Origin of the sequence: uncultured Alteromonas sp., from assembly GCF_963976965.1 — a bacterium.
Taxonomy (GTDB): Bacteria; Pseudomonadota; Gammaproteobacteria; order Enterobacterales; family Alteromonadaceae; genus Alteromonas; species Alteromonas naphthalenivorans.
This window is the reverse complement of sequence record NZ_CAXBMP010000009.1, coordinates 126,902-151,503: the sequence shown is the minus strand read 5'-3', so window position 1 is coordinate 151,503 and position 24,602 is coordinate 126,902. Positions and strand designations below refer to the sequence as shown.

The 24,602-nt window shown below is 44.8% G+C and carries 18 protein-coding genes and 1 tRNA gene; 2 read left to right on the top strand and 17 right to left on the bottom strand.

From position 1 onward, the window contains the following. Positions 1–19 precede the first annotated feature (19 nt). The 10 genes from tuf to rplK all read right to left on the bottom strand — a co-directional run bounded on the left by tuf (position 20) and on the right by rplK (position 15,607). The gene (gene tuf / locus AAC006_RS09625) at positions 20–1,201 is read right to left on the bottom strand and encodes an elongation factor Tu (protein ID WP_013782545.1); all 1,182 of its coding nucleotides are present in this window, start codon (positions 1,199–1,201) and stop codon (positions 20–22) included. Positions 1,202–1,264: 63 nt separating this feature from the next. Next, complete coding sequence (fusA, locus tag AAC006_RS09620) at positions 1,265–3,370, bottom strand: elongation factor G (RefSeq protein WP_339891185.1); 2,106 nt, start codon at positions 3,368–3,370, stop codon at positions 1,265–1,267. A 27-nt stretch (positions 3,371–3,397) separates the two neighbouring features. Further along, entirely contained in the window at positions 3,398–3,868 is a 471-nt protein-coding gene (gene rpsG / locus AAC006_RS09615; protein WP_013786325.1) for a 30S ribosomal protein S7, read from the bottom strand. A 74-nt stretch (positions 3,869–3,942) separates the two neighbouring features. Continuing rightward, complete coding sequence (rpsL, locus tag AAC006_RS09610; RefSeq protein ID WP_013786326.1) at positions 3,943–4,317, bottom strand: 30S ribosomal protein S12; 375 nt, start codon at positions 4,315–4,317, stop codon at positions 3,943–3,945. Between the two features lie 307 nt (positions 4,318–4,624). After that, a complete protein-coding gene (gene rpoC, locus AAC006_RS09605; RefSeq protein ID WP_013786327.1) occupies positions 4,625–8,791 on the bottom strand; it encodes a DNA-directed RNA polymerase subunit beta' in 4,167 nt (1,388 codons plus the stop codon). Positions 8,792–8,872: 81 nt separating this feature from the next. Further along, positions 8,873–12,901, bottom strand: coding sequence for a DNA-directed RNA polymerase subunit beta (gene rpoB, locus AAC006_RS09600; RefSeq protein ID WP_339891189.1), 4,029 nt, complete (start codon positions 12,899–12,901; stop codon positions 8,873–8,875). A 322-nt stretch (positions 12,902–13,223) separates the two neighbouring features. Then, positions 13,224–13,598, bottom strand: coding sequence for a 50S ribosomal protein L7/L12 (rplL, locus tag AAC006_RS09595; protein WP_013786329.1), 375 nt, complete (start codon positions 13,596–13,598; stop codon positions 13,224–13,226). 59 nt (positions 13,599–13,657) lie between these two features. Next, positions 13,658–14,176, bottom strand: a complete 519-nt coding sequence (rplJ, locus tag AAC006_RS09590; RefSeq protein WP_013786330.1) for a 50S ribosomal protein L10 — start codon at positions 14,174–14,176, stop codon at positions 13,658–13,660. 302 nt (positions 14,177–14,478) lie between these two features. Next, entirely contained in the window at positions 14,479–15,174 is a 696-nt protein-coding gene (gene rplA, locus AAC006_RS09585) for a 50S ribosomal protein L1 (RefSeq protein ID WP_159533657.1), read from the bottom strand. 4 nt (positions 15,175–15,178) lie between these two features. After that, positions 15,179–15,607, bottom strand: a complete 429-nt coding sequence (gene rplK, locus AAC006_RS09580) for a 50S ribosomal protein L11 (protein WP_013786332.1) — start codon at positions 15,605–15,607, stop codon at positions 15,179–15,181. 250 nt (positions 15,608–15,857) lie between these two features. Between rplK and AAC006_RS09575 the strand changes: the two genes are divergently transcribed. Continuing rightward, a complete protein-coding gene (locus tag AAC006_RS09575) occupies positions 15,858–15,998 on the top strand; it encodes a hypothetical protein (protein WP_339891183.1) in 141 nt (46 codons plus the stop codon). Positions 15,999–16,329: 331 nt separating this feature from the next. On the opposite strand, the gene nusG is transcribed toward AAC006_RS09575, so the two are convergent. The 5 genes from nusG to AAC006_RS09550 form a co-directional block, all read right to left on the bottom strand. Next, positions 16,330–16,878 carry a transcription termination/antitermination protein NusG gene (nusG, locus tag AAC006_RS09570; protein WP_013786334.1) on the bottom strand — a complete coding sequence of 183 codons (549 nt, stop codon included), beginning with the start codon at positions 16,876–16,878 and terminating at the stop codon, positions 16,330–16,332. A gap of 3 nt (positions 16,879–16,881) precedes the next feature. Beyond that, positions 16,882–17,259 (bottom strand): preprotein translocase subunit SecE, encoded by a 378-nt coding sequence (secE, locus tag AAC006_RS09565; RefSeq protein WP_057795659.1) that lies wholly within the window; start codon positions 17,257–17,259, stop codon positions 16,882–16,884. 58 nt (positions 17,260–17,317) lie between these two features. Then, positions 17,318–17,394 (bottom strand) — tRNA-Trp (locus tag AAC006_RS09560). A gap of 210 nt (positions 17,395–17,604) precedes the next feature. After that, positions 17,605–19,446 (bottom strand): ABC transporter ATP-binding protein, encoded by a 1,842-nt coding sequence (locus AAC006_RS09555; protein WP_126873278.1) that lies wholly within the window; start codon positions 19,444–19,446, stop codon positions 17,605–17,607. 88 nt (positions 19,447–19,534) lie between these two features. Beyond that, entirely contained in the window at positions 19,535–20,149 is a 615-nt protein-coding gene (locus AAC006_RS09550) for an RraA family protein (RefSeq protein WP_126873279.1), read from the bottom strand. 353 nt (positions 20,150–20,502) lie between these two features. Between AAC006_RS09550 and AAC006_RS09545 the strand changes: the two genes are divergently transcribed. After that, positions 20,503–22,563, top strand: a complete 2,061-nt coding sequence (locus AAC006_RS09545; protein WP_339891180.1) for a M13-type metalloendopeptidase — start codon at positions 20,503–20,505, stop codon at positions 22,561–22,563. 153 nt (positions 22,564–22,716) lie between these two features. Here AAC006_RS09545 and AAC006_RS09540 read toward each other — a convergent pair whose 3' ends face one another. Both AAC006_RS09540 and dbpA read right to left on the bottom strand, forming a co-directional pair. Beyond that, complete coding sequence (locus AAC006_RS09540) at positions 22,717–23,118, bottom strand: ACT domain-containing protein (RefSeq protein ID WP_013786340.1); 402 nt, start codon at positions 23,116–23,118, stop codon at positions 22,717–22,719. Positions 23,119–23,207: 89 nt separating this feature from the next. Further along, entirely contained in the window at positions 23,208–24,590 is a 1,383-nt protein-coding gene (gene dbpA, locus AAC006_RS09535) for an ATP-dependent RNA helicase DbpA (protein ID WP_208806070.1), read from the bottom strand. Positions 24,591–24,602: the final 12 nt, after the last annotated feature.

Here is a 24,602-nt window from a genome sequence, read left to right as displayed (position 1 = left end):
ATGCTTTGGTTTGCTTAGATTAAAGAATCTTAGCTACAACACCAGCACCTACAGTACGGCCACCTTCACGGATAGCGAAGCGTAAACCTTCGTCCATCGCGATTGGTGCAATAAGTTCTACTACGAACTTAAGGTTGTCACCAGGCATTACCATCTCTACGCCTTCTGGAAGCTCTACAGCACCAGTTACGTCAGTTGTACGGAAGTAGAACTGTGGACGATAGCCTTTGAAGAATGGAGTATGACGGCCACCTTCGTCTTTGCTTAGTACGTATACTTCAGCTTCGAATTTAGTGTGTGGGTTGATTGAACCAGGCTTAGCTAGTACTTGACCACGTTCAACGTCTTCACGCTTAGTACCACGTAGAAGAACACCAACGTTCTCACCAGCGCGACCTTCGTCAAGAAGTTTACGGAACATTTCAACACCAGTACAAGTCGTCTTAGTCGTATCTTTGATACCAACGATTTCTACTTCTTCACCAACTTTAACAATACCTTGCTCTACACGACCCGTTACTACTGTACCACGGCCTGAGATTGAGAATACGTCTTCGATTGGAAGAATGAACGGCTTATCGATAGCACGCTCTGGCTCTGGGATGTATGAATCAAGAGCTTCACCAAGTTCGATGATTTTCTTTTCCCATTCTGCATCGCCTTCAAGGGCTTTAAGTGCAGAACCTTGGATAACTGGAAGGTCATCGCCTGGGAATTCATATTCGCTAAGAAGTTCACGAACTTCCATTTCTACTAGCTCTAGAAGCTCTTCATCATCAACCATGTCACATTTGTTCATGAATACGATGATGTAAGGAACACCAACCTGACGACCAAGTAGGATGTGCTCACGAGTCTGAGGCATAGGGCCATCAGTCGCAGCTACTACTAGGATAGCTCCATCCATCTGTGCAGCACCGGTGATCATGTTTTTAACGTAATCAGCGTGTCCTGGGCAATCTACGTGAGCGTAGTGACGAGTAGGAGTGTCATACTCTACGTGTGAAGTAGAGATGGTGATACCACGAGCTTTTTCTTCAGGCGCGTTATCGATTTGATCGAAAGCCTGAGCTGAACCACCGTATGTCTTTGAAAGAACAGTAGTGATTGCCGCAGTTAGAGTAGTTTTTCCGTGGTCAACGTGGCCGATTGTACCCACGTTTACATGGGGTTTCGTACGTTCAAACTTTTCTTTTGCCATTTTTCTCGTTTCCTAAGTTAAAAGTCCGACCCAAACATAGACCGGACCGAACCTTCATTTAGATTAAATTCTAGATTCAATAATAGCCTGCGCCACATTGTTAGGCGCCTCAGAATAATTGAAGAACTCCATAGAGTATGATGCGCGACCCTGCGTTTGAGAACGCAAGTCAGTAGCATACCCGAACATTTCTGAAAGCGGCACCTTAGCACGTACTATTTTAATACCTGCTACGCCTTCTTCCATACCTTCGATCATGCCGCGACGACGATTTAGGTCACCAACCACATCACCCATCCAGTCTTCTGGAGTAGTTACTTCAACTTTCATCATGGGTTCAAGCAACACCGGATTTGCTTCTGCGGCGCCTTTTTTGAAACCCATAGAGCCGGCGATCTTAAACGCCATTTCAGAAGAGTCAACATCATGGTAAGAACCGTCGAACAAAGTAACCTTTACATCTAGTACCGGATACCCTGCTACAACACCACTTTGCAACTGCTCCTGAATTCCTTTATCAACCGCTGGTATGAACTCTTTTGGTACCACACCACCGACGATGTCATTAACAAATTCGTAGCCTGCGCCTTCTTCTGCTTGTGGCTCAATACGAAGCCACACGTGACCAAATTGACCACGGCCGCCAGACTGACGTACGAATTTACCTTCAACTTCTACTTTCTTGCGAATAGTCTCACGATAAGCAACCTGAGGTTTACCTACGTTACATTCAACTTTAAATTCGCGTTTCATACGATCAACAATGATATCAAGGTGAAGCTCACCCATACCAGAGATAATCGTTTGGCCCGACTCTTCATCAGTCTTCACCTTGAATGACGGGTCTTCAGCGGCTAGTTTACCTAACGCGAGTCCCATCTTTTCTTGGTCAGCCTGAGAGCGAGGCTCAACTGCGATAGAAATTACCGGGTCAGGAAATTCCATACGCTCTAGTGTAATGACATTATTCGGATCGCAAAGCGTATCACCTGTGGTCACATCTTTAAGACCAATGGCTGCGGCAATATCGCCAGCACGAACTTCTTTAATTTCTTCACGGTCTTTAGCGTGCATTTGAACAATACGCCCAAAACGCTCGCGTTTACCTTTCACTGGGTTGTAAACCGTATCACCAGTATTAACAACGCCAGAGTAACAACGGAAGAAAGTTAGCGTTCCTACGAATGGGTCGGTAGCGATTTTAAATGCAAGGGCCGAGAACGGCTCGCTGTCGTCTGCATGACGCTCAGCTTCAGTTTCATTTTTGTCGTCTAAAACACCCGTAATAGCTTTTACTTCACTTGGTGACGGTAAGTATTCTACTACCGCGTCTAGTACTGCCTGAACACCTTTGTTTTTGAAGGCACTGCCACAGGTGGCAAGAACAATTTCGTTGTTCAGTGTACGGGTACGTAAACCAAGTCGGATTTCAGCTTCAGTTAGCTCTTCGCCTTCTAAATACTTATCCATAAGCTCGTCAGAGGCTTCAGCAGCAGCTTCAATCATCTCTGTACGATACTTTTGTGCGTTGTCTAAATATTGCGCTGGAATATCTTCATAGGTAAACGTCATACCCATGTCTTCGGCATTCCAGTTTATGGCTTTCATCTTAATAAGATCGATTACGCCATGGAACTCTTCTTCAGCGCCCATGTTCAATTGAATAGGAACACAGTTTGCGCCTAAGCGTTTACGGATTTGACCCACAACACGCTCAAAATCGGCGCCAGCTCGGTCCATCTTATTGATGAACACGAGACGTGGCACCTCATATTTGTCAGCCTGTCGCCAGACTGTCTCTGATTGAGGTTCAACCCCAGAAGACCCGCAAAAAACCACTACAGCCCCGTCCAGTACCCGTAATGAACGTTCTACCTCAATGGTAAAGTCCACGTGTCCTGGCGTGTCTATAATGTTTATACGATGCTGATCGAACTGCTTTTCCATGCCTGACCAGAAACAAGTGGTTGCAGCAGACGTGATAGTAATACCACGCTCCTGCTCTTGTTCCATCCAGTCCATGGTTGCAGCACCATCATGCACTTCACCGATTTTATGAGACAACCCTGTATAAAACAGGACTCTCTCTGTGGTCGTGGTTTTACCCGCGTCCACATGAGCCACAATACCAATATTGCGGTAACGCTCAATCGAGGTCTTACGAGGCATACATCTCTCTCAGTTATATTACGTTTATTACCAACGGTAATGAGCAAACGCTTTGTTTGCTTCGGCCATACGGTGAACGTCTTCACGTTTCTTAACCGCAGAACCTTTATTTTCTGATGCATCAATCATTTCAGCAGCCAGGCGTTGAGCCATTGACTTCTCGCCACGTTTACGAGCAGCATCTACCAACCAACGCATACCTAGGGCATTACGACGAACTGGACGAACTTCTACTGGTACTTGATAAGTTGAACCACCTACACGACGAGATTTAACCTCTACAGTAGGACGGATGTTATCAAGTGCTTCTTCGAATACATCTAGGTGAGCTTTGCTGGTTTTTTCAGCAACAATATCGAGCGCACCGTAAACGATTTTTTCAGCGACTGACTTCTTGCCGTCAAGCATTACGACATTCATGAATTTTGCAAGCAGTTGTGAGCTAAATTTTGGCTCTGGTAGGATTTTACGTTGACCTACGACTCTTCTTCTTGGCATTTCTATTCTCCGTATGAATTCAGGAATTACCCAAAACTCTTAAACTTCAGTTTGGCCTTACTAACGGAGAACCGTTAAGACTTAGGCTTCTTCGCACCGTACTTAGAACGGGCTTGCTTACGATCGTTTACACCTGCGCAGTCTAATGTACCGCGAACTGTGTGATAACGAACACCTGGTAGATCTTTAACACGACCACCACGGATAAGTACTACACTGTGCTCTTGTAAGTTGTGACCTTCACCACCGATGTATGAAGAAACTTCAAAACCGTTAGTTAGACGTACACGACATACTTTACGTAGTGCAGAGTTTGGTTTCTTAGGCGTAGTAGTATATACACGAGTACATACACCGCGTCTTTGAGGACAAGCTTGCAATGCAGCTACGTTGCTTTTTTCAACGGGCTTTTTGCGCGGCTTGCGGACTAACTGGTTAACTGTTGCCATTAACTAGCTCCTGATTAAAAACTACAAAAACCCAATCACTCTGATTGGGTCCATTAAAGCGACTTTTCTAACGTCACTCATTTAATGTTAATACTGTGCTTGTCAGCATTAACTGAGCTCTGATACAAAAAACCGCGCCCATTTTCTTCTGCCTTTTAGAGGTCATCCAAAATCGGGTCGCGGAATATTAATGATCATAGCTCGGCGTGTCAAGCTGTACAAAGGTTAAGCAGGCATTTAACTGCAATCTGTCAGCTTAACATGCCAATTTGTTAGGAGTACGTTAACGTACTCCTACGATCATGCCTTATTCGGCTGAGTCGTCACCGGCGTTAAGCGCTTCGGTTAATGCCTGTTCTGCATCAGCAGCAGAAACTGACATTTCTTCGATTTCTTCTTTACGACGTTGTGCACGACGTTCATGGTAAGCGAAACCTGTACCCGCTGGAATCAATCGACCCACGATTACGTTTTCTTTCAGACCGCGAAGGTCATCTTCTTTACCTTGAACTGCAGCTTCGGTAAGAACACGTGTTGTTTCTTGGAACGATGCAGCTGAGATGAATGACTCAGTAGATAGCGACGCCTTAGTGATACCAAGCAGTTGTGTTTCATACTGCGCTGGGATCTTACCGTGTTTTTCAACTTCACGGTTGGTCACTTTCACGTTAGACACTTCAACTTGTTCGCCTTCAAGGAACTGAGTATCACCTGAATGGGTAATAACGCACTTACGCAACATCTGACGAATAACAACTTCGATGTGCTTATCGTTAATTTTTACACCCTGTAGACGGTAAACTTCCTGAACTTCGTTCACGATGTAGTTTGCTACAGCAGAGATACCACGTAGACGCAAGATGTCATGCGGTGACTCAGGGCCATCTGCAATAACTTCACCGCGTTCCACTTTCTCACCTTCGAACACGTTAAGCTGACGCCATTTTGGAATCATCTCTTCGTATGCATCACCCTCTGGCGGCGTGATAACCAAACGTTTCTTACCTTTGGTTTCTTTACCGAAACCAATAGTACCTGAAACTTCAGCAAGGATAGCTGGCTCTTTAGGCTTACGTGCTTCAAACAAGTCGGCTACGCGAGGTAGACCACCCGTGATATCACGTGTCTTCGAGCTTTCTTGAGGTATACGTGCTAACACGTCACCTTCGTTAGCAACCTTACCTTCTTTCGCTTCGATAGTGGTAAAGCTTGGTAAGCGAATCTCTTGAAGACCGAACTCATCACTTTCTAGGATAAGTTTAGGTTCTTTAGAGTTACTCTTCGCAAGATCTTTAACTACGATACGCGTAAGACCAGTTAGTTCGTCTTGTTGCATCTCGGTGTTAGAGTCGTCGATGTCGGCGAAGCTAATCTTAGCTGCACGTTCAGTAACGATTGGGTGACTATGCGGATCCCAGTTAGCAACAACGTCGCCAGCTGCAATAGTTGCACCGTCATCCACGCTAAGTACAGCACCGTAAGGTACTTTATAGCGCTCTTTCTCACGACCTTGTTCATCGATAACAGTAAGTTCTGTTGAACGAGAAACAATAACCACTTTGCCGTCTGAGTTACGTACTGATTTTTCATTGTGTAGCTTAAGGCTACCCGCAGTTTTAACCTGAACGCTGTTCTCAGCAGAAGCTCGTGATGCCGCACCACCGATGTGGAACGTACGCATGGTAAGCTGTGTACCTGGTTCACCGATTGACTGTGCGGCAATAACACCCACAGACTCACCGCTTCCAACCATATGTCCGCGAGCAAGGTCACGACCATAACAGTTTGCACACACACCGAAGTCGTTATCACAGGTGATAACCGAGCGTACTTGAATTTGGTCAACAGAGTTAGCTTCAAGCATGTCTACTAGCGCTTCGTCTAGTAACACATTACGCTCAACCAATACTTCTGTCGTACCTGGTTTAACTACATCTTCTGCAACTACACGACCTAGTACACGCTCACGAAGTGGTTCTACAACGTCACCACCTTCAATTAGCGGTGTCATCTGAACACCACCGAAGGTGCCACAGTCGTCGTTAGTAATAACCAAATCTTGTGCAACATCTACTAGACGACGAGTTAGGTAACCCGAGTTCGCAGTCTTAAGTGCTGTATCGGCTAGACCTTTACGCGCACCGTGAGTAGAGATGAAGTACTGAAGTACGTTAAGACCTTCACGGAAGTTAGCCGTGATTGGCGTTTCGATGATTGAGCCATCTGGCTTAGCCATCAGACCACGCATACCCGCTAGCTGACGAATCTGAGCGGCACTACCACGAGCACCAGAGTCGGCCATCATATAAACAGAGTTAAATGAGGTTTGCTCTTCTTCTTCGCCATCGCGGTTAATTACGATGTCAGTCTTAAGGTTATCCATCATGGCCTTGGCAACTTTTTCGTTGGCATTTGACCAGATATCGATAACTTTGTTGTAGCGCTCACCGGCGGTTACAAGACCATTTTGGAACTGTTCCTGGATCTCGATAACTTCGGCTTCTGCAGCGTCGATAATATCTTTCTTCGCAGCTGGGATTACCATGTCATCAATACCAACAGATGCACCCGCAATCATTGCGTAGTGGAAACCGGTATACATGATTTGGTCAGCAGCGATTACTGTGTCTTTAAGACCCAGTGTACGGTAACAAGCGTTAAGCAAACGTGAAATCTGCTTTTTGCCCATTGCCTGGTTGATAATTTCAAACGGCAAACCTTTAGGTAGCATCAATGAGAAAATTGCACGACCAACAGTAGTATCTGTTAGCGTTACTTTCTCAGTTTTCACGCCATCTTCGTCAATGTCGTATTCAGTGATACGTACTTTAACGCGTGAGTGAAGTTCTGCGTTACCTGTGCGGTATGCTTTTTCTGCTTCATTCGGGCTGGTAAATACCATTGCCTCACCCAAACCGTTCACTTTGTCACGGGTTAGGTAATAAAGACCTAATACAACGTCCTGTGAAGGAACGATAATAGGTTCACCATTTGCAGGTGACAGAATGTTGTTGGTCGACATCATCAACGCACGTGCTTCAAGCTGAGCTTCAATAGTCAGCGGCACGTGTACAGCCATTTGGTCACCATCGAAATCGGCGTTGTAGGCCGCACATACTAGTGGGTGAAGCTGAATCGCTTTACCTTCGATAAGGGTTGGTTCAAATGCCTGGATACCCAAACGGTGAAGTGTTGGTGCACGGTTAAGCATAACAGGGTGTTCACGGATAACGTCATCTAGTACGTCCCATACCTCTGGTGCTTCACGTTCAACCAGCTTCTTCGCTGCTTTGATAGTTGTTGCTAAACCACGACCTTCAAGTTTTCCATAGATAAACGGCTTGAATAACTCAAGTGCCATTTTCTTAGGAAGACCACATTGGTGAAGACGTAATGTAGGACCAACGGTAATTACAGAACGACCAGAGTAGTCAACACGCTTACCAAGTAAGTTCTGACGGAAACGACCTTGCTTACCTTTAATCATATCGGCAAGTGATTTAAGAGGACGTTTGTTAGAACCTGTGATAGCGCGGCCACGACGACCGTTATCTAGTAATGCATCTACCGCTTCCTGAAGCATACGTTTTTCGTTACGTACGATAATGTCAGGCGCCGCAAGGTCTAGAAGACGCTTAAGACGGTTGTTACGGTTGATAACACGACGGTATAAATCGTTCAGGTCAGAGGTTGCAAATCGACCACCATCCAGAGGTACCAACGGACGAAGATCCGGCGGAAGTACTGGAAGTACAGTCAAGATCATCCACTCTGGCTTGTTGCCAGACTGTTGGAATGATTCAAGCAACTTAAGACGTTTGGTGATTTTCTTACGCTTAGTTTCAGAGTTGATTGAAGGCAACTCTTCACGCATGGAAGCTACGTCAGCATCTACATCTAACACTTTTAAAAGGTCAAATACGGCTTCAGCACCCATTTTTGCGTCAAACTCGTCACCGTGCTCTTCAAGTGCATCCAAGTAATCTTCTTCGTTAAGAAGTTGGCTGCGCTCAAGGGTAGTCATACCCGGCTCGGTTACTACGTAAGATTCAAAATATAGTACACGTTCAATATCACGAAGTGTCATATCAAGCATTAAGCCGATACGAGACGGAAGTGATTTAAGGAACCAGATGTGTGCAACTGGGCTTGCCAGTTCAATGTGACCCATACGCTCACGACGTACTTTAGTTAGGGTTACTTCAACACCACATTTTTCACAGATAACACCACGGTGCTTCAGACGCTTATACTTACCACAAAGACATTCGTAGTCTTTAACTGGTCCGAAAATACGCGCACAAAACAGGCCGTCACGTTCTGGTTTGAACGTACGGTAGTTAATTGTTTCTGGCTTCTTAACTTCACCAAAAGACCATGAACGAATCATGTCAGGTGAAGCAAGACCGATTCGAATATTATCGAATTCTTCAGTCTTGTTTTGTTGCTTTAGAAACTTTAATAAGTCTTTCACATTACTCTCCCAGCGGAGTCAGTCTCTAGAACCCGGCGCAAGCGCCGGGCCATCTCTTGTCATAACGTGGCGATTGCCGTGTTACTTCTCTTCCAACTCGATGTTGATACCCAACGAGCGGATTTCTTTAAGTAATACGTTGAATGATTCTGGCATGCCAGGTTCCATTCTGTGGTCACCATCGACGATGTTCTTGTACATCTTAGTACGGCCGTTAACATCATCCGACTTAACAGTAAGCATTTCCTGAAGGGTATATGCTGCACCGTAAGCTTCAAGGGCCCACACTTCCATCTCTCCGAAGCGCTGACCACCGAACTGAGCTTTACCACCCAGCGGCTGTTGTGTAACAAGGCTGTACGAACCAGTTGAACGAGCGTGCATTTTGTCGTCAACCAAGTGGTTCAGTTTCAGCATGTACATGTAACCAACCGTAACAGGACGCTCAAACTCGCGACCAGTACGACCGTCGAACAACGAAATCTGACCGCTTTCAGGAATGTCAGCTAACTTCAACATTTCCTTAATTTCAGATTCACGTGCACCGTCGAATACAGGTGTTGCAATTGGAACACCCTTACGTAGGTTGTTTGCAAGACGTGTAATTTCGTGGTCGGTGAAGTTATCGATGTCCACTTCTTGGTGATTCTCGCCAAGCTCATAAATTTCTTTCAAGAAATTACGAAGCTTCTGCATCTCTTCATGCTCTTTTAGCATGCGATCGATTTTCACACCAAGACCGTGAGCAGCCATACCCATATGTGTTTCTAGGATCTGACCGATGTTCATCCGCGATGGTACACCTAGTGGGTTCAATACGATGTCTACCGGCGTACCCTTAGCATCATATGGCATGTCTTCCACAGGCTGAATCGTTGAAATTACACCTTTGTTACCGTGACGACCGGCCATTTTATCACCAGGCTGGATGTGACGCTTAACAGCTAGGTAAACCTTAACAATCTTAAGGACACCAGGTGCTAGGTCATCGCCTTGTGTGATCTTGCGACGCTTAGTTTCAAACTTCTTATCGAAGTCTTCTTTGATTTCTGCGTGCTGATCAGCAATTTGGTCGATCTCAAGCTGTACGTCTTCGTCGTTTAATGCAATTTCAAACCACTTCTCACGCGGTAGGCTGTCAAGCTTAGCTTGTTCAACACCAGAGCGTAGTAATGCGTTTTGTGCACGAGCAAAGATACCGTCTGCAAGAATTTCAAATTCGTCAGTAAGGTCTTTCTTAACCTGACGAAGTTGCATGTCTTCAATTTCAAGCGCACGTTTGTCTTTCTCTACGCCGTCACGGGTAAAGACTTGAACGTCGATAACCGTACCGTGAACAGAGTTAGGCACACGTAGTGACGTATCTTTTACGTCAGACGCTTTTTCACCGAAGATTGCTCTTAATAGTTTTTCTTCTGGCGTAAGTTGAGTTTCACCTTTAGGTGTTACTTTACCTACCAGAATGTCGCCGCCTTTCACTTCCGCACCAATGTAAACAACACCTGATTCATCAAGTTTGCTTAGTGCAGATTCGCCAACATTCGGAATATCAGAAGAAATCTCTTCTGGCCCAAGCTTAGTATCACGAGCAATACAGCTTAGTTCTTGAATGTGGATAGTGGTGAAACGGTCTTCCTGAGCTACACGCTCAGAGATAAGGATTGAATCCTCGAAGTTATAACCGTTCCAAGGCATGAACGCGATACGCATGTTCTGACCAAGCGCAAGATCGCCCAAGTCAGTAGATGGACCGTCAGCCAATACATCGCCAGCAACAATCGGGTCGCCCACACTACAAGTAGGACGCTGATTGATACAGGTGTTCTGGTTAGAACGTGTGTATTTAGTCAGGTTGTAGATGTCGATACCTGCTTCACCAGGAAGCATTTCATCTTCTTCTACTTTAATAACGATACGGCTAGCGTCAACATAGTCAACTCTACCACCACGCTTAGCAACTACAGTAACACCTGAGTCAACAGCAATGGTTCTTTCCATACCGGTACCAACAAGCGGCTTATCAGCACGTAATGTAGGTACAGCCTGACGTTGCATGTTCGCACCCATCAATGCGCGGTTAGCATCATCGTGTTCTAGGAACGGAATGATACTCGCAGCGATTGAAACGATTTGCTGTGGAGAAACGTCCATGTACTTGATGTCTTCTTTCGGCATCAAGGTGGTTTCACCACGGTGACGACATGGAATAAGGTCGTCTACTAGCTCACCGTTTGCGGTTAAAACAATGTTTGCCTGTGCAATTGCGAATTGACCTTCTTCAATTGCAGACAAGTAATCGATTTCTTCACTTACCACACCATCAACAATGCGACGGAACGGCGTTTCAAGGAAACCAAAGTCATTGGTACGCGCGAAGCTTGCCAATGAGTTGATCAAACCGATGTTTGGACCTTCAGGCGTCTCGATAGGACACAGACGACCGTAGTGCGTAGGGTGTACGTCACGTACTTCGAAGCCTGCACGCTCACGCGTAAGACCACCCGGGCCTAATGCAGAAATACGACGCTTATGCGTTACTTCTGATAACGGGTTGTTTTGGTCCATGAACTGAGAAAGCTGTGATGAACCGAAGAACTCTTTAACCGCAGCCGAAATAGGCTTAGCGTTAATAAGGTCTTGCGGCATAATGCTATCAAGGTCGCCTAAGCTTAGACGCTCTTTAACAGCACGCTCAACACGTACTAAACCAACACGGAATTGGTTTTCAGCCATTTCACCCACAGAACGGATACGGCGGTTACCCAAGTGGTCGATATCGTCCACTTCATCTTTACCGTCACGAATCTCGATAAGTTGCTTCATTACTGAAACAATATCGTCTTTATCTAGGGTGCCTGAACCAATCAATTCTTCACGGCCTAAACGGCGGTTGAACTTCATACGACCTACAGAAGATAGGTCATAACGCTCATCTGAGAAGAAAAGGTTTTGGAATAAGGTTTCTGCTGCGTCTTTTGTTGGTGGCTCACCAGGACGCATCATGCGGTAAATTTCAACAAGCGCTTCTAGGCGGTTTGTTGAAGAGTCGATACGCAATGTGTCAGAAATGTATGAACCATGGTCCAATTCATTAATGTACAAAGTTTCGAACTCTTTAATACCAGCTTGGCTTAGTGCCGCTAAGTTCTCAAGCGTTAACTCTTCGTTAGCGCTAACGATAACTTCGCCAGTATCTTCATTTACGTATGTTGCCGCGAATACGCGACCAATTAGGTAATCTGCTGGAACTTCAAGTTCAGATAAACCCGCTTTTTCAAGCGCACGGGTATGACGTGCAGATACACGACGACCGGTTTCAACAACAACATTACCTTCACCGTCAATGATATCGAATGCTGCGGTTTCGCCACGAAGACGATCTGGCACCACTTCCATCATTAACTTGTCTTTATCGATACGTACACTGACTTTCTCGAAGAACGTATCCAAGATTTCTTCTGATGTCATTTCAAGCGCGCGTAAGATGATTGTTGCTGGCAACTTACGACGACGGTCAATACGAACAAACAGGTTATCTTTTGGATCGAACTCGAAGTCAAGCCAAGAACCACGGTAAGGAATTACACGTGCATTATAAAGCACTTTACCTGACGAGTGAGTTTTGCCTTTATCGTGATCGAAGAACACACCAGGTGAACGGTGTAGCTGTGACACGATAACACGCTCTGTACCATTGATAACGAACGTACCGTTCTGAGTCATCAATGGGATTTCGCCCATGTACACTTCTTGTTCTTTAATGTCTTTTACGGTACCTGGCGCAGCGTCTTTATCAAACAATACTAACCGTAGTTTTACTCTTAATGGAGCAGAGAATGTGACGCCACGAATTTGACATTCTTTAACGTCGAATACTGGCTCTCCCAAACGGTAGCTAACATATTGAAGCTCCGAGTTACCTGAGTAGCTTTTTATCGGAAAAACGGAACGAAATGCTGCTTCCAAGCCGTATTGAGCATCGGCGTCGATCTCAATAAACTTTTTGAAAGAATCAAGCTGAATTGAAAGAAGGTATGGAATTTCCAATACCTGTGGGCGTTTGCCAAAATCCTTACGGATACGTTTCTTTTCGCTATAAGAGTAAACCATGGGTTCCTCAGCCTGCTGATTTATGACCCAACCTGCTGCATTATGCATCGCGACGAGTGCTTCAAGCTATGAGCTTCGTGTTGAATTGCGCATAAGCAACAAACTTCCACAACCCTTTTTCGGGGCAATTCCACAGCATACAACAAAATTTAACCAATTATTAGTTAACTTGTTGGTTTTATGCTTTTATGTGTAATTTCCGAGGTGCGCATTTAGTAGTGTAGTCAAGGGTTAGAATCTACACACTGTACAGCGCAAAAAGGCTGGTGGTTTAAAAAACCACCAGCCTTGCCGTCTCAGGCAAATAATCTAAACAAATAGATTACTTAACTTCAACTTCAGCACCAGCTTCAGTTAGCTGTGCTTTAAGTTCTTCAGCTTCTTCTTTGCTTACGCCTTCTTTGATAGCTTTAGGAGCAGATTCAACTACTTCTTTAGCTTCTTTAAGACCTAGGCCAGTCGCTGCGCGAACTGCTTTGATTACTGCAACTTTGTTTGCGCCGAATGAAGTCATTACAACGTCAAACTCAGTCTTTTCTTCAACTGCTGCTGCTTCGCCCGCTGCTGGACCAGCTACAGCTACTGCTGCAGATGCGTCAACACCGAATTTTTCTTCAGCTGCTTCGATAAGCTCAACCAATTCCATAACTGGCATTTCAGCAATCGCGTTTAAGATATCTTCTTTAGTTAGAGCCATGTGGTCTAAACTCCTGGGTTTTTAAAATGTTAAAAAAATCAATATGCCAAAAACGGGAATTACTTCTCGTCTTTGATCGCCGCCAATACGCGCACAAACTTGGTAGGTACTTCGTTGATAGTACGAACGAATTTCCCAACCGGTGCTTTGAAGGTTGCAAGAAGTTTTGCAAGCGCTTCGTCGCGAGTAGGAAGTGAAGCAACTGCGTCCAATTTATCTGGACCAAGAAGACCACTACCAATAGATAGAGCGGTTACGTTCAACTTATCGTTTTGCTTCGCAAAGTCTTTGAAAAGACGTGCTGCACCACCAGGTGCCTCAACTGAGAAGCCGTAGATAAGAGGACCAGTAAGGGCGCTATCTAAGTCTGCAAATTTACTGTCTGCCAATGCACGCTTAGCTAGAGTGTTACGTATAACCTTAAGGTATACGCCTTGCTCACGAGCTTTTACGCGAAGGTCAGTCAGTTCTGCAACTTCCATCCCACGGTATTCAGCGACGGCAACGGATAGAGCGCGAGACGCAACTTCAGAAACTTCTGCTACGATCTCTTTTTTTGCTGCTAAACCTAGTGCCACTGAGTTCACCTCTTTGTATCTGACTTTGTATACAGTTACCTGTTTACGCCATCAGGGTTCACAGATTGATATCAACATAATTGATGATACCGCTCTACGGTGTTTGTTACCCCAGAGAGTCTGAGTCAAACCACCGTCTGCGCAGGTTGTTCTATTAAGCGATATGTTTAATGTGAAAGTTCTCTTACCTCAATCACCACATCGCACCTGCGGTCTTGGACGGGAGTTGCCAATCAGCACTGCTGTATTGACGACTCCAACCCATTACCTTTACAGAGAAGCCGAGTTGCCTCGGCAGGCTATTAAAGACCTACTGAAGCTTTATCTAGAGATACGCCAGCGCCCATAGTGGTGCTTAGGCTGATCTTCTGGATATAAGTACCTTTAGCAGAAGAAGGCTTAGCTTTCTTCAATGCTTCTAGTAATGCTTCAAGGTTCTCTTGAATTTGGTTTGTTTCGAACGCAATCTTACCAATGCTAGCATGGATGATACCGTTCTTATCGTTACGGTAGCGAACCTGACCAGCTTTAGCGTTCTTAACAGCAGTAGCAACGTCTGGCGTTACTGTACCCGTTTTAGGGTTAGGCATTAGGCCACGTGGACCTAAGATTTGACCTAGTTGACCAACAACACGCATAGCGTCTGGGCTGGCAACAACAACGTCAAAGTTCATTTCGCCTTTCTTCACTTGCTCAGCAAGGTCTTCCATACCAACGATGTCAGCACCAGCTTCTTTAGCGGCTTCAGCGTTAGCACCTTGTGTAAATACTGCAACGCGAACGTCTTTACCAGTACCGTTAGGTAGTACAGTAGCACCACGAACGTTTTGGTCAGATTTCTTAGCGTCGATACCAAGGTTTACTGCAACGTCAATGCTTTCAGCGAATTTAGCTGTCGCTAATTCTTTAAGCAAAGCAACTGCTTCGTTGATTTCGTATTCTTTAGTCGCGTCTGTTTTTTCGCGGATAATGCGAGCGCGTTTAGATAATTTAGCCATTCGATTAGTCCTCTACGTTCAAGCCCATTGAGCGAGCAGAACCCGCGATAGTGCGAACCGCTGCATCTAGGTCAGCTGCAGTTAAGTCTGGTTCTTTAGTTTTGGCGATTTCTTCCAACTGAGCGCGAGTAACAGTACCCACTTTTTCAGTGTTAGGACGGCCAGAACCGCTCTTGATGCCCGCTGCTTTCTTAAGCAGGTAAGACGCAGGAGGAGTCTTAGTTTCGAATGTGAAAGAACGATCTTCATAAACCGTAATTTCTACAGGTACCGGAGCACCTTTCTCAAGGCTATCTGTTTTTGCGTTAAACGCTTTACAGAATTCCATGATGTTCACACCGTGTTGACCTAGTGCAGGACCAACTGGTGGACTTGGGTTAGCAGCGCCTGCTGCAACCTGAAGCTTAATAATACCGCTTACTTTTTTAGCCATTTTAAATGCTCTCTTGTTTGGGTATAGCGCCTTGCAAGTACAACAGAGATTACCTGCTCAATCGGCTTCCCGTTTCCGTTTAAAAGGGCGCGCATTATATAAGGTGTTCAAATGGTATGCAAGCATAAATGTGACTAAAAAACGATCTCATGGCCAGTTTTATTAAATATTCAGGGTTGTCAAAATTAACGCGGCTTTTGTGTAAGTTGCACTAAGCCTTAATTTTAGCAAACAAGGATTATTTAATACTATGAGAGAACTAATCGAATTAAACAAAGAAGAAGTGTCCCAAGTGTCTGGAGCGTTGTGGGGAGTTGGAGGGGGTGTGGCTTCAGGTGCAATTGTCAACGTACTTTCAGACGCCGAAGATGCAACAACAACAGATGAATAAAAAAAATGGAACATCCCACTAAATTTCTAGTCTGGATGATTTGCCTTATCATAGTCAACTTCATTTTAAAGCGCGCTTTAAATGTCGGATTTTGGGACTCTTTTAGTAGTAGCAAAAAAATATCCAAAAACACGAGTCTAATTCTGCATTTTTTATTTTCATTTTTTGCTTTTTTAAGCGTGTTTTTGTGGGTGAATTAACCATCTATTTTTTACAAAAAAAGAAGTAATGATGTTTCACCTATTACTATCTGAATCCCACAAAAGCTCCTCGCACAAAAAAGCCCCTATTAAGGGGCTTTTTTTATGAATTTGGAGGTAGATAAAAAGACCTAGCCTTTTTCTACCTGTCCGAATTCTAGATCTACCGGTGTAGAACGACCGAAGATAAGTACCGACACTTTTACGCGGCTCTTTTCGTAGTCTACTTCTTCTACCACACCATTGAAGTCTGCAAATGGACCGTCTGTAACGCGAACCACTTCGCCTGGCTCGAACAATGTCTTCGGCTTAGGCTTATCAACTGACTCTTCAAGACGGTTAAGAATGGCGTCTGCTTCTTTTTGGGTAATTGGCATTGGGCGGTCAGAAGTACCACCGATGAAACCAAGTACACGAGGAACGCTTTTCACTAAGTGCCAAGATTCTTCGTTCATTGCCATTTCTACCAATACGTAACCTGGGTAGAATTTACGCTCAGATTTACGCTTTTGGCCAGCACGCATTTCAACAACTTCTTCAGTCGGAACTAGAATCTGACCGAAGTGCTCTTCCATGCCGTGCATCTTGATATATTCAAGTAGCGTTTTTTGAACGCGGCCTTCGTACTGAGAATATGCTTGTACTACGTACCATCTTTTTTTAATTTCTTCTTCAGACATACGTTATGCTCCTATTCCAGTAATGTATCCAACAACACGAACGATAATGCCGTCTAATCCCCAAAGGATTAATGCCATTACCAACGTAGCCGCTAGTACGATGATAGTAGTTTGGTTTGCTTCTTGACGGGTCGGCCATACTACTTTGCGAACTTCAGTGCGCGACTCTTTAGCAAAGCTAAGGAAAGTGCTGCCTTTAACCGTCGATGCTGCGATGAAGCCAGCAATAACCACTACCACAACTGCGGTAACTGCACGGTATAATACTGAAATTTCACCGAACACTGTGTTGGCCGTAACCAATCCAGCAAGTAGGGCAAATACCACTACCCATTTAAACATGTCCAATGCATTGGACTGATTTTCCGTCTTTTCGCTCATGTCACGATCCTAGCACTACAGCGTCGTTTTGCTCGCGCTAATACGCGAACTTGTAATTTGGCAGGGGTGGAGGGACTCGAACCCCCAACCATCGGTTTTGGAGACCGCTGTTCTACCAATTCGAACTACACCCCTGTGGTGTTTAACTCACAAATTTTACTTACACTACCCTTGGGAATTCAGCGTCATTTCAATGGAAAGTGCGGTATCGCAAGGGAGGGAGGCGTATTATACTCAAGATAACAAGCGGCACAAGGTTTTTGTTAACCATGTTGGTGGTAATTCCCTCAGTGCAAGTTGTTCTGCAACTTACTGTGCCGTTAAACTCGTTATCTCAGTGAAAAACTATTCCACGCCAATAAAGCCGCCTGTTTGATGTGCCCATAACTTGGCGTAAATACCATTATGTGCAATCAATTCGGCATGTGTCCCCTGCTCTACTATCTGCCCTTTTTCTAACACTAATAATCGGTCCATTTGCGCAATCGTTGAAAGCCTATGCGCGATAGCCAATACGGTTTTACCTTCCATCACTTTATCTAGACTTGCTTGAATAGCGGCTTCAGCTTCTGAGTCTAAGGCAGAAGTGGCTTCATCTAAGATTAATACTGGCGCGTCTTTCAGTAGCACGCGAGCAATCGCAATACGTTGTCGTTGCCCGCCCGATAGCTTCACGCCTCGCTCCCCAACATGGGCGTCGTAGCCTGTTCTTCCTTGGCTGTCAGTGAGCGTGAGAATAAACTCGTGAGCTTCTGATAGCTTGGCGGCGTTTATCATTTCTTCTTCGCTGGCATTGGTGCGCCCGTAAAGAATGTTGTCACGTACTGACCTGTGCATAAGCGAGGTATCTTGCGTCACCATGCTAATTTTAGCCCGCAGGGTTTCTTGGCCAACTTGGGTTATATCTTGCCCATCAATAATAATGCGCCCCGATTGGGTATCGTAAAATCGCATCAGCAAATTAACCAATGTTGATTTACCCGAACCTGAACGCCCTACCAAGCCCACTTTTTCACCCGGGTGTATGGCAAGCTCTAGATTAGAAAATACATCGATGGGTTGGTTATCTGCACCTGCGTAGGCAAAGTCCACGTTATCAAACTTAATACCACCACCCTGCACACTTAGCGCTGTGGCTTTAGGCTTATCTTTCACTGCGATAGGTTGGGCTAGGGTATTCATACCATCTTGCACCGTGCCTAGGTTTTCAAACAAGCCCGATACTTCCCACATGATCCAATGCGACATTCCATTTAGGCGAAGAGATAAACTAATCGCAATGGCAATATCGCCAGGTGTGGCCAAATTTTCCATCCATAAATACACAGACAATGCGCCAATGGTAAACACCAATATGGCATTCGACATTTCAACGCAAAACTCTAGTACCGTCACTAAACGCATTTGTGGATAAACAGTTTTTAAGAAGCCATCCATGCTTTCTCTGGCGTAGTCAGCTTCACGGCGGCTATGAGAAAATAACTTTACTGTCGTGATATTAGTGTAACTATCTACAATTCGACCCGTCATCATAGAGCGCGCGTCGGCCTGCTTTTGTGACACTTCTTTAAGCTTGGGTACCAACATGCGCAAGATGAACATGTACACAAAAAACCACACCACAAGCGGCACCGCTAAGCGCCAATCGGTACTGAACACCAGTACCACCATAGAAATAAAGTAGACGCTGATATACACCAGTAAATCGAGGACTTTGGTTACGGTTTCACGTACCGATAGCGCGGTTTGCATGACTTTTGTAGCCACGCGACCCGCAAATTCATCGTGGAAAAAGGTTAAGCTTTGGCCGAGTAAATAGCGGTGGGCTTGCCAGCGAATACGCATGGGGAAATTTCCCATAAGCGACTGGCGTGAAAACAATGAACGTAACAGGATAAAGCCTGGAATCAGCACTAGCACGGTAACGGCCATGCCAATTAAGGTCCATTTTTGCTCGGCTAAAAAAGTTTCTCGGTTTTGTTCTGAAAACCAATCTACTAATTGGCCCAAGAAACCAAACAGCGCCACTTCTAGCACCGCAACAATGGCACTTAAAATAGAGACGGTGGCAATAACACCCCACATTCCTTGGGTGTAGTACTTACAAAAGGCAACAATACCTGTTGGAGGTTGCCCTGGTGGGGCTTTTGGGAAAGGCTGTGTTAATCGTTCAAAAAATGAAAACATGCAACAAAACTCGTGTCGTTCTACATCAACTTCGTTTAATTACGTCATTCTACACGATATGTTCAATGCTCGGGTTTAAAACATCGGCTTACTCATCGTTGTAGCCTAAGTTTCTCAGAATACTCTCTACCTTTTCGCTATGCTGCGCTTGCCACTGCTGAAGTGTCATGGCTGCATCTTTTTCACCACGGGCAAAGGCTATATCAAAAGCTTCTTGTGCTTGTGCTTGCGGAATTACCACAATACCTTCTTCGTCAGCCACGATGATGTCACCGGCATTCACCGTCACGCCACCACATTGAATAGGCTGATTGAGGGGCGATATACACTTTTTAGCGCCCGGCTTAGGAATTACACCGCGAGCAAAGACAGGGAATTGATTTTCTCGGGTTTCAGCCAAGTCTCTTATGACACCGTCAATAATAAACCCTTTAATACCTCTAGACTGTGCAATTGCACACACGTTACCGCCCGCCACCGCGAATTTCTCATCCGCCTCAACCACGATGATATCGCCAGCGTTAGCGCGATAAATAGCCGCATGAAGCATAAGGTGATCTCCTGCCTCGCATTTCACTGTAAAAGCAGGCCCAGCAATACGGGGGATCGGTTGCCACAATGGCTTAATTCTATAATCCATAAACTGCTTGCGAGGCAATGCGTCGGCGTACTCGCAAGGTGACACGGTATCGAATTGAATCATGTTAATTCCTTCAATATTAAGTGAAGTACAAAAGTGATTTTGCCAGCCCAATGTAGTCAATATATCGAAATTAGACACAGAAGTTGTTACAAGCTATGTATTTTCACTATAAGTGCTTTTTCTAATGGAAGGAGCGTGATAAATATTAGGGTAAGAAAATACTGTCTTTTGTGCCTTATTTTTAAAGACACTTATTTTAAAGGCTCTAATTATAGAGAGCATACACTCACCCGTGCATCACCAAATAGAAATAAAAACCATAGTCGGTATTCAGCCAACGAGATATGCACTTAACGACACAATTTAATAACGACTTGGTTCACACCAGCTTATAAAAATAGGAATGATAATCCATGTTGAAAAGCGTAGTTAGCTTAAGCGTTGTATTAGCACTCACTGCATGTAGCCCACAAAATACACAACCTGAAAGCCAAGCCCCAACCGCGGTAACGCAACAAAAAGAATTAACGTCTGGCGTGAACAAAGAAAACATGGATTTAACGGCCGATCCAGGCAACGACTTCTTCCAATACGTGAATGGCACGTGGGTGGATAACCTTGAAATCCCAGCCGATAAATCGAGTTACGGCGCTTTCACCATTTTGCGTGATGAATCTCAAGATCATGTGATGAAGATTATTAAAAGTTCTGCCGAAGGCGACTTTGCAGATGGCACCGATGAACAAAAAGTGGGCGACTTCTATCGTGCTTACATGGATACGGATACGCTAAATGAGTTGGGTATAAGCCCAATTAATGCCGACATTGAAAAAATTGAAGCTATCACAAATTACGATGAATTAGCGGCATACTTTGCCTATGCCATTCGGTACGGCTATGTGACCCCATTCAACGTTGGCCAAAATGCAGATTTCAAATCGCCAGAGTCTTACATGATTTATACATGGCAGTCTGGCCTTGGTCTGCCTGAGCGAGATTACTACTTTAAAGACGACGCAAAATCACAAGAAATTCGCGATGCCTACGTTAAACATATTGAAACTATGTTTACCCTCGCTGAATTTGATGCGCCATCAGATAACGCACAAATGTTGTTTGATATGGAAAGCCGTATTGCCGAGCTTCATATGAAGAAAGAAGAAGTACGTAATTGGGCGGCTAACTACAATAAAGTGCCTGTGTCAGACCTAAGCACTCTTATGCCTAACTTCCCGTGGTCACTTTTTCTTAATGAAATGGAATTAAACGACGTAGATAGCCTTGTGTTTTTACAAACTGATTTCATGAAGCAAATGGATACGTTCATCGCTGAAACCTCTTTGGAAGATTGGAAGGTATTCCTAAAATGGGGCTTACTTAATGCCTCAGCCAGCCGTTTAAGTGAAGATTTCGACACCGCTAATTTCAATTTTTACAGCAAAACACTTCGCGGTGTCGAAGAGCCTGAGCCACGCTGGCGCAGGGCTGTTAGCCTTTCTAATGCGCATGTTGGCGAAGTTATCGGTAAAGTTTACGTGAAACAATACTTCCCTCCTGAAGCCAAAGAGCGTATGACCGACATGGTGAGTAATCTTTTACTTGCCTACAAGGACAGTATTGAAAAGCTAGATTGGATGACAGATGAAACCCGTGAGCAGGCGTTAGATAAGCTGTCTAAATTCACGGTTAAAATTGGTTACCCCGATACGTGGAAAGACTATTCTCAGCTGGTAGTGAAAGGCAGCGATTTATTTGGCAACTTAAAGCGTTCAGCCGATGTTGCCTACGAAGAAATGCTTAAGAAACAAGGCGGTCCAGTATGGAAGCATGAGTGGGGTATGACGCCTCAAACCGTTAATGCTTACTATAACCCAACGGCGAATGAAATTGTTTTCCCAGCAGCTATACTTCAACCGCCATTTTTCGATATGAATGCTGAAGACGCGGTAAACTACGGTGGTATTGGTGCCGTTATCGGACACGAAATTGGTCATGGTTTTGATGATGCAGGTTCGACGTTTGATGGTGATGGCGCGTTACGCAACTGGTGGACTGATACTGACCGTCAGGAATTTGAGGCGAGAACGGCGAAACTTGTCGAGCAATTCAATGAATTCGAAGCCCTGCCAGAACTCTTCGTTAATGGTGAATATACTCTGGGTGAAAACATTGGCGACTTGGGCGGCATTAGTATTGCGCTTAAAGCCTATCACTTAACCTTAGAGGGTGAAGAAGCCCCTGTTATTGACGGTTACACTGGCGATCAGCGCGTATTTATTGGTTACGGCCAAGTATGGGCGAGCAAGTATCGTGATGAAGCCTTACGCAACCAAATTCAGACCGACACCCACTCTCCAACCAAATTCCGTACTAACGGTGCACTGCGCAACGTTCCTGAATTTTACGAGGCGTTTGATGTTACCGAGGAAAATGATTTGTATTTACCGCCAGAAGAGCGCGTTAAAATTTGGTAATAGATATTTGTTAGTGTTATTGAAGAGGCGGCAATTTCATTGTCGCCTTTTTTATATCTGCATTAAATATGCGAATCGCGCTTAAACCGTACGGAAATTGATAGCCTCTATTCGCTAGCCACGTTTATGTACTTTAAACAGAATGCGTGAGACTTATGAAGGGTTGGCCAATTCCAGCAATACAGTAATAGCTTCGTCGGCTCGGCCAGCCGGAACGAAAATATGGTCATGATAATAACCGGCTACCACATTCGCGCTAATATTAGCCTTCGTAAGTGCAGCGGACATTACTGCGGTCATACCTACTGCATCTAAGCTTGAATGGACATTACATGTAATACGCTTAAAGGTGCTATCTACTGCAAATCCTTCGTTACTTGCAAAAGATGATTCAAGAATAAGAGTTGTACCTTCATCTTCTTTATACACCATTAATGCATTGGCCAATTGAGTTGGCGAAACAGCGTAAGGCACGCTCACAAATACAAACGCTTCAGCGCTTAGCTCTGGCTGTAGTGTTTGTAATAAAGTACTTAAATCTGTTTCGCCTGACATCTAACCGCCTTTACTTTGCCTATCCAACTCGTGAAATATACTATCGTAGCTATTGTGCAATACGCTTGGGCTGTTATAGGTGATATCACCTATAACTTACGTGCTCTCACACGTTTGCCTTTAATCTTGCCTTCACGGAAGTGATTCATAGCACGCTTTACACTACGCAATTTAACCGCAATAAAGCTTTGGCTATTTTGCACAGCAATTTTACCTACATCATCACCTGGTATGCCTGCATCTTTAGTCAGCGCACCAACTAAGTCCCCAGGACGAAGCTTTTGCTTTTTACCCGCACTCAGTGAAATACAGCTAAATTCAGGTTCGATGATGCGGTTTTTATGGAAACGTAAGCCTTGTGCGCCTTTTAGCGGAATATCAGTGCCTTGAAGCACTTCAATTTTACGCAAGAAATGCTCTTCCTCGTCGCCCACTAACGTTATTGCTGTCCCTTCAGCGCCCGCACGAGCAGTACGCCCAATACGGTGAATATGCGTTTCCGGCTCTTCGCTCACGGTGTAGTTGATCACACACGGAATATCATCAATATCAAGCCCACGTGCAGCTACATCGGTAGCAACCAGTACTTGTAGTGCATCACTAGCAAACTGGTTAAGAACTGCCGTACGCTCGTACTGCTCCATTTCGCCCTGTAAACCTGCAGCACTAAAGCCATCTTCAAGTAACGACGCGACCACTTCAGTCACCTGTACTCGGCGGTTACAAAACACGATAGCTGTTTTAGGCTGAGAATCGGTCAGAATTGCTTTGAGCGTTTGTATTCGTGTGTGCGGAAGTACGTTGTAACCGATTTGAGTAATCGACGGTTTGTTCGACTCATCACTTTCAACTTTACAAATTACAGGTTCGGTTAAATACTGATCGGCAATACGCTCAATTTCTTCTGTATAGGTAGCAGAAAATAGTAAGGTTTGTACGCCCTTCTTCATTGGCGAAAAAATGACTTTCAAGTCATCTTCAAAGCCCATATCTAGCATGCGGTCGGCTTCATCAAGCACGCGTAAACGTACATCTTTGAGCATCAGCCTGCGTTTCTCTACGTGCTCCATCACGCGACCAGGCGTGCCCACTACAACATGAGCGCCGTGCTTAAGCGATTGAATTTGAGGGCCCATAGGTTGGCCGCCACAGATGGTCATCACTTTTATATTGCCAATTTGCTTTGCGGCGTTTCTATACTGCACGGCCACTTGGTCTGCCAACTCGCGCGTGGGGCACAATACCAGTACTTGAGTGGCAAATAATGTAGGATCAATCTTTTCAAGCGCCGGTATTACGAAGCAAAGTGTTTTACCACTGCCTGTTTGCGCTTGACCAATAATGTCGCTACCTGCTAATGCATGAGGTAAAGACTGTGCTTGAATGGGCGATAAGGTAAAAATACCCTGTGCATCTAACGCTTTTGTGATAGCTGGAATTATTTCCAACTGCTTTACAGTTTCAATTGTCATTTCTATTTTTTC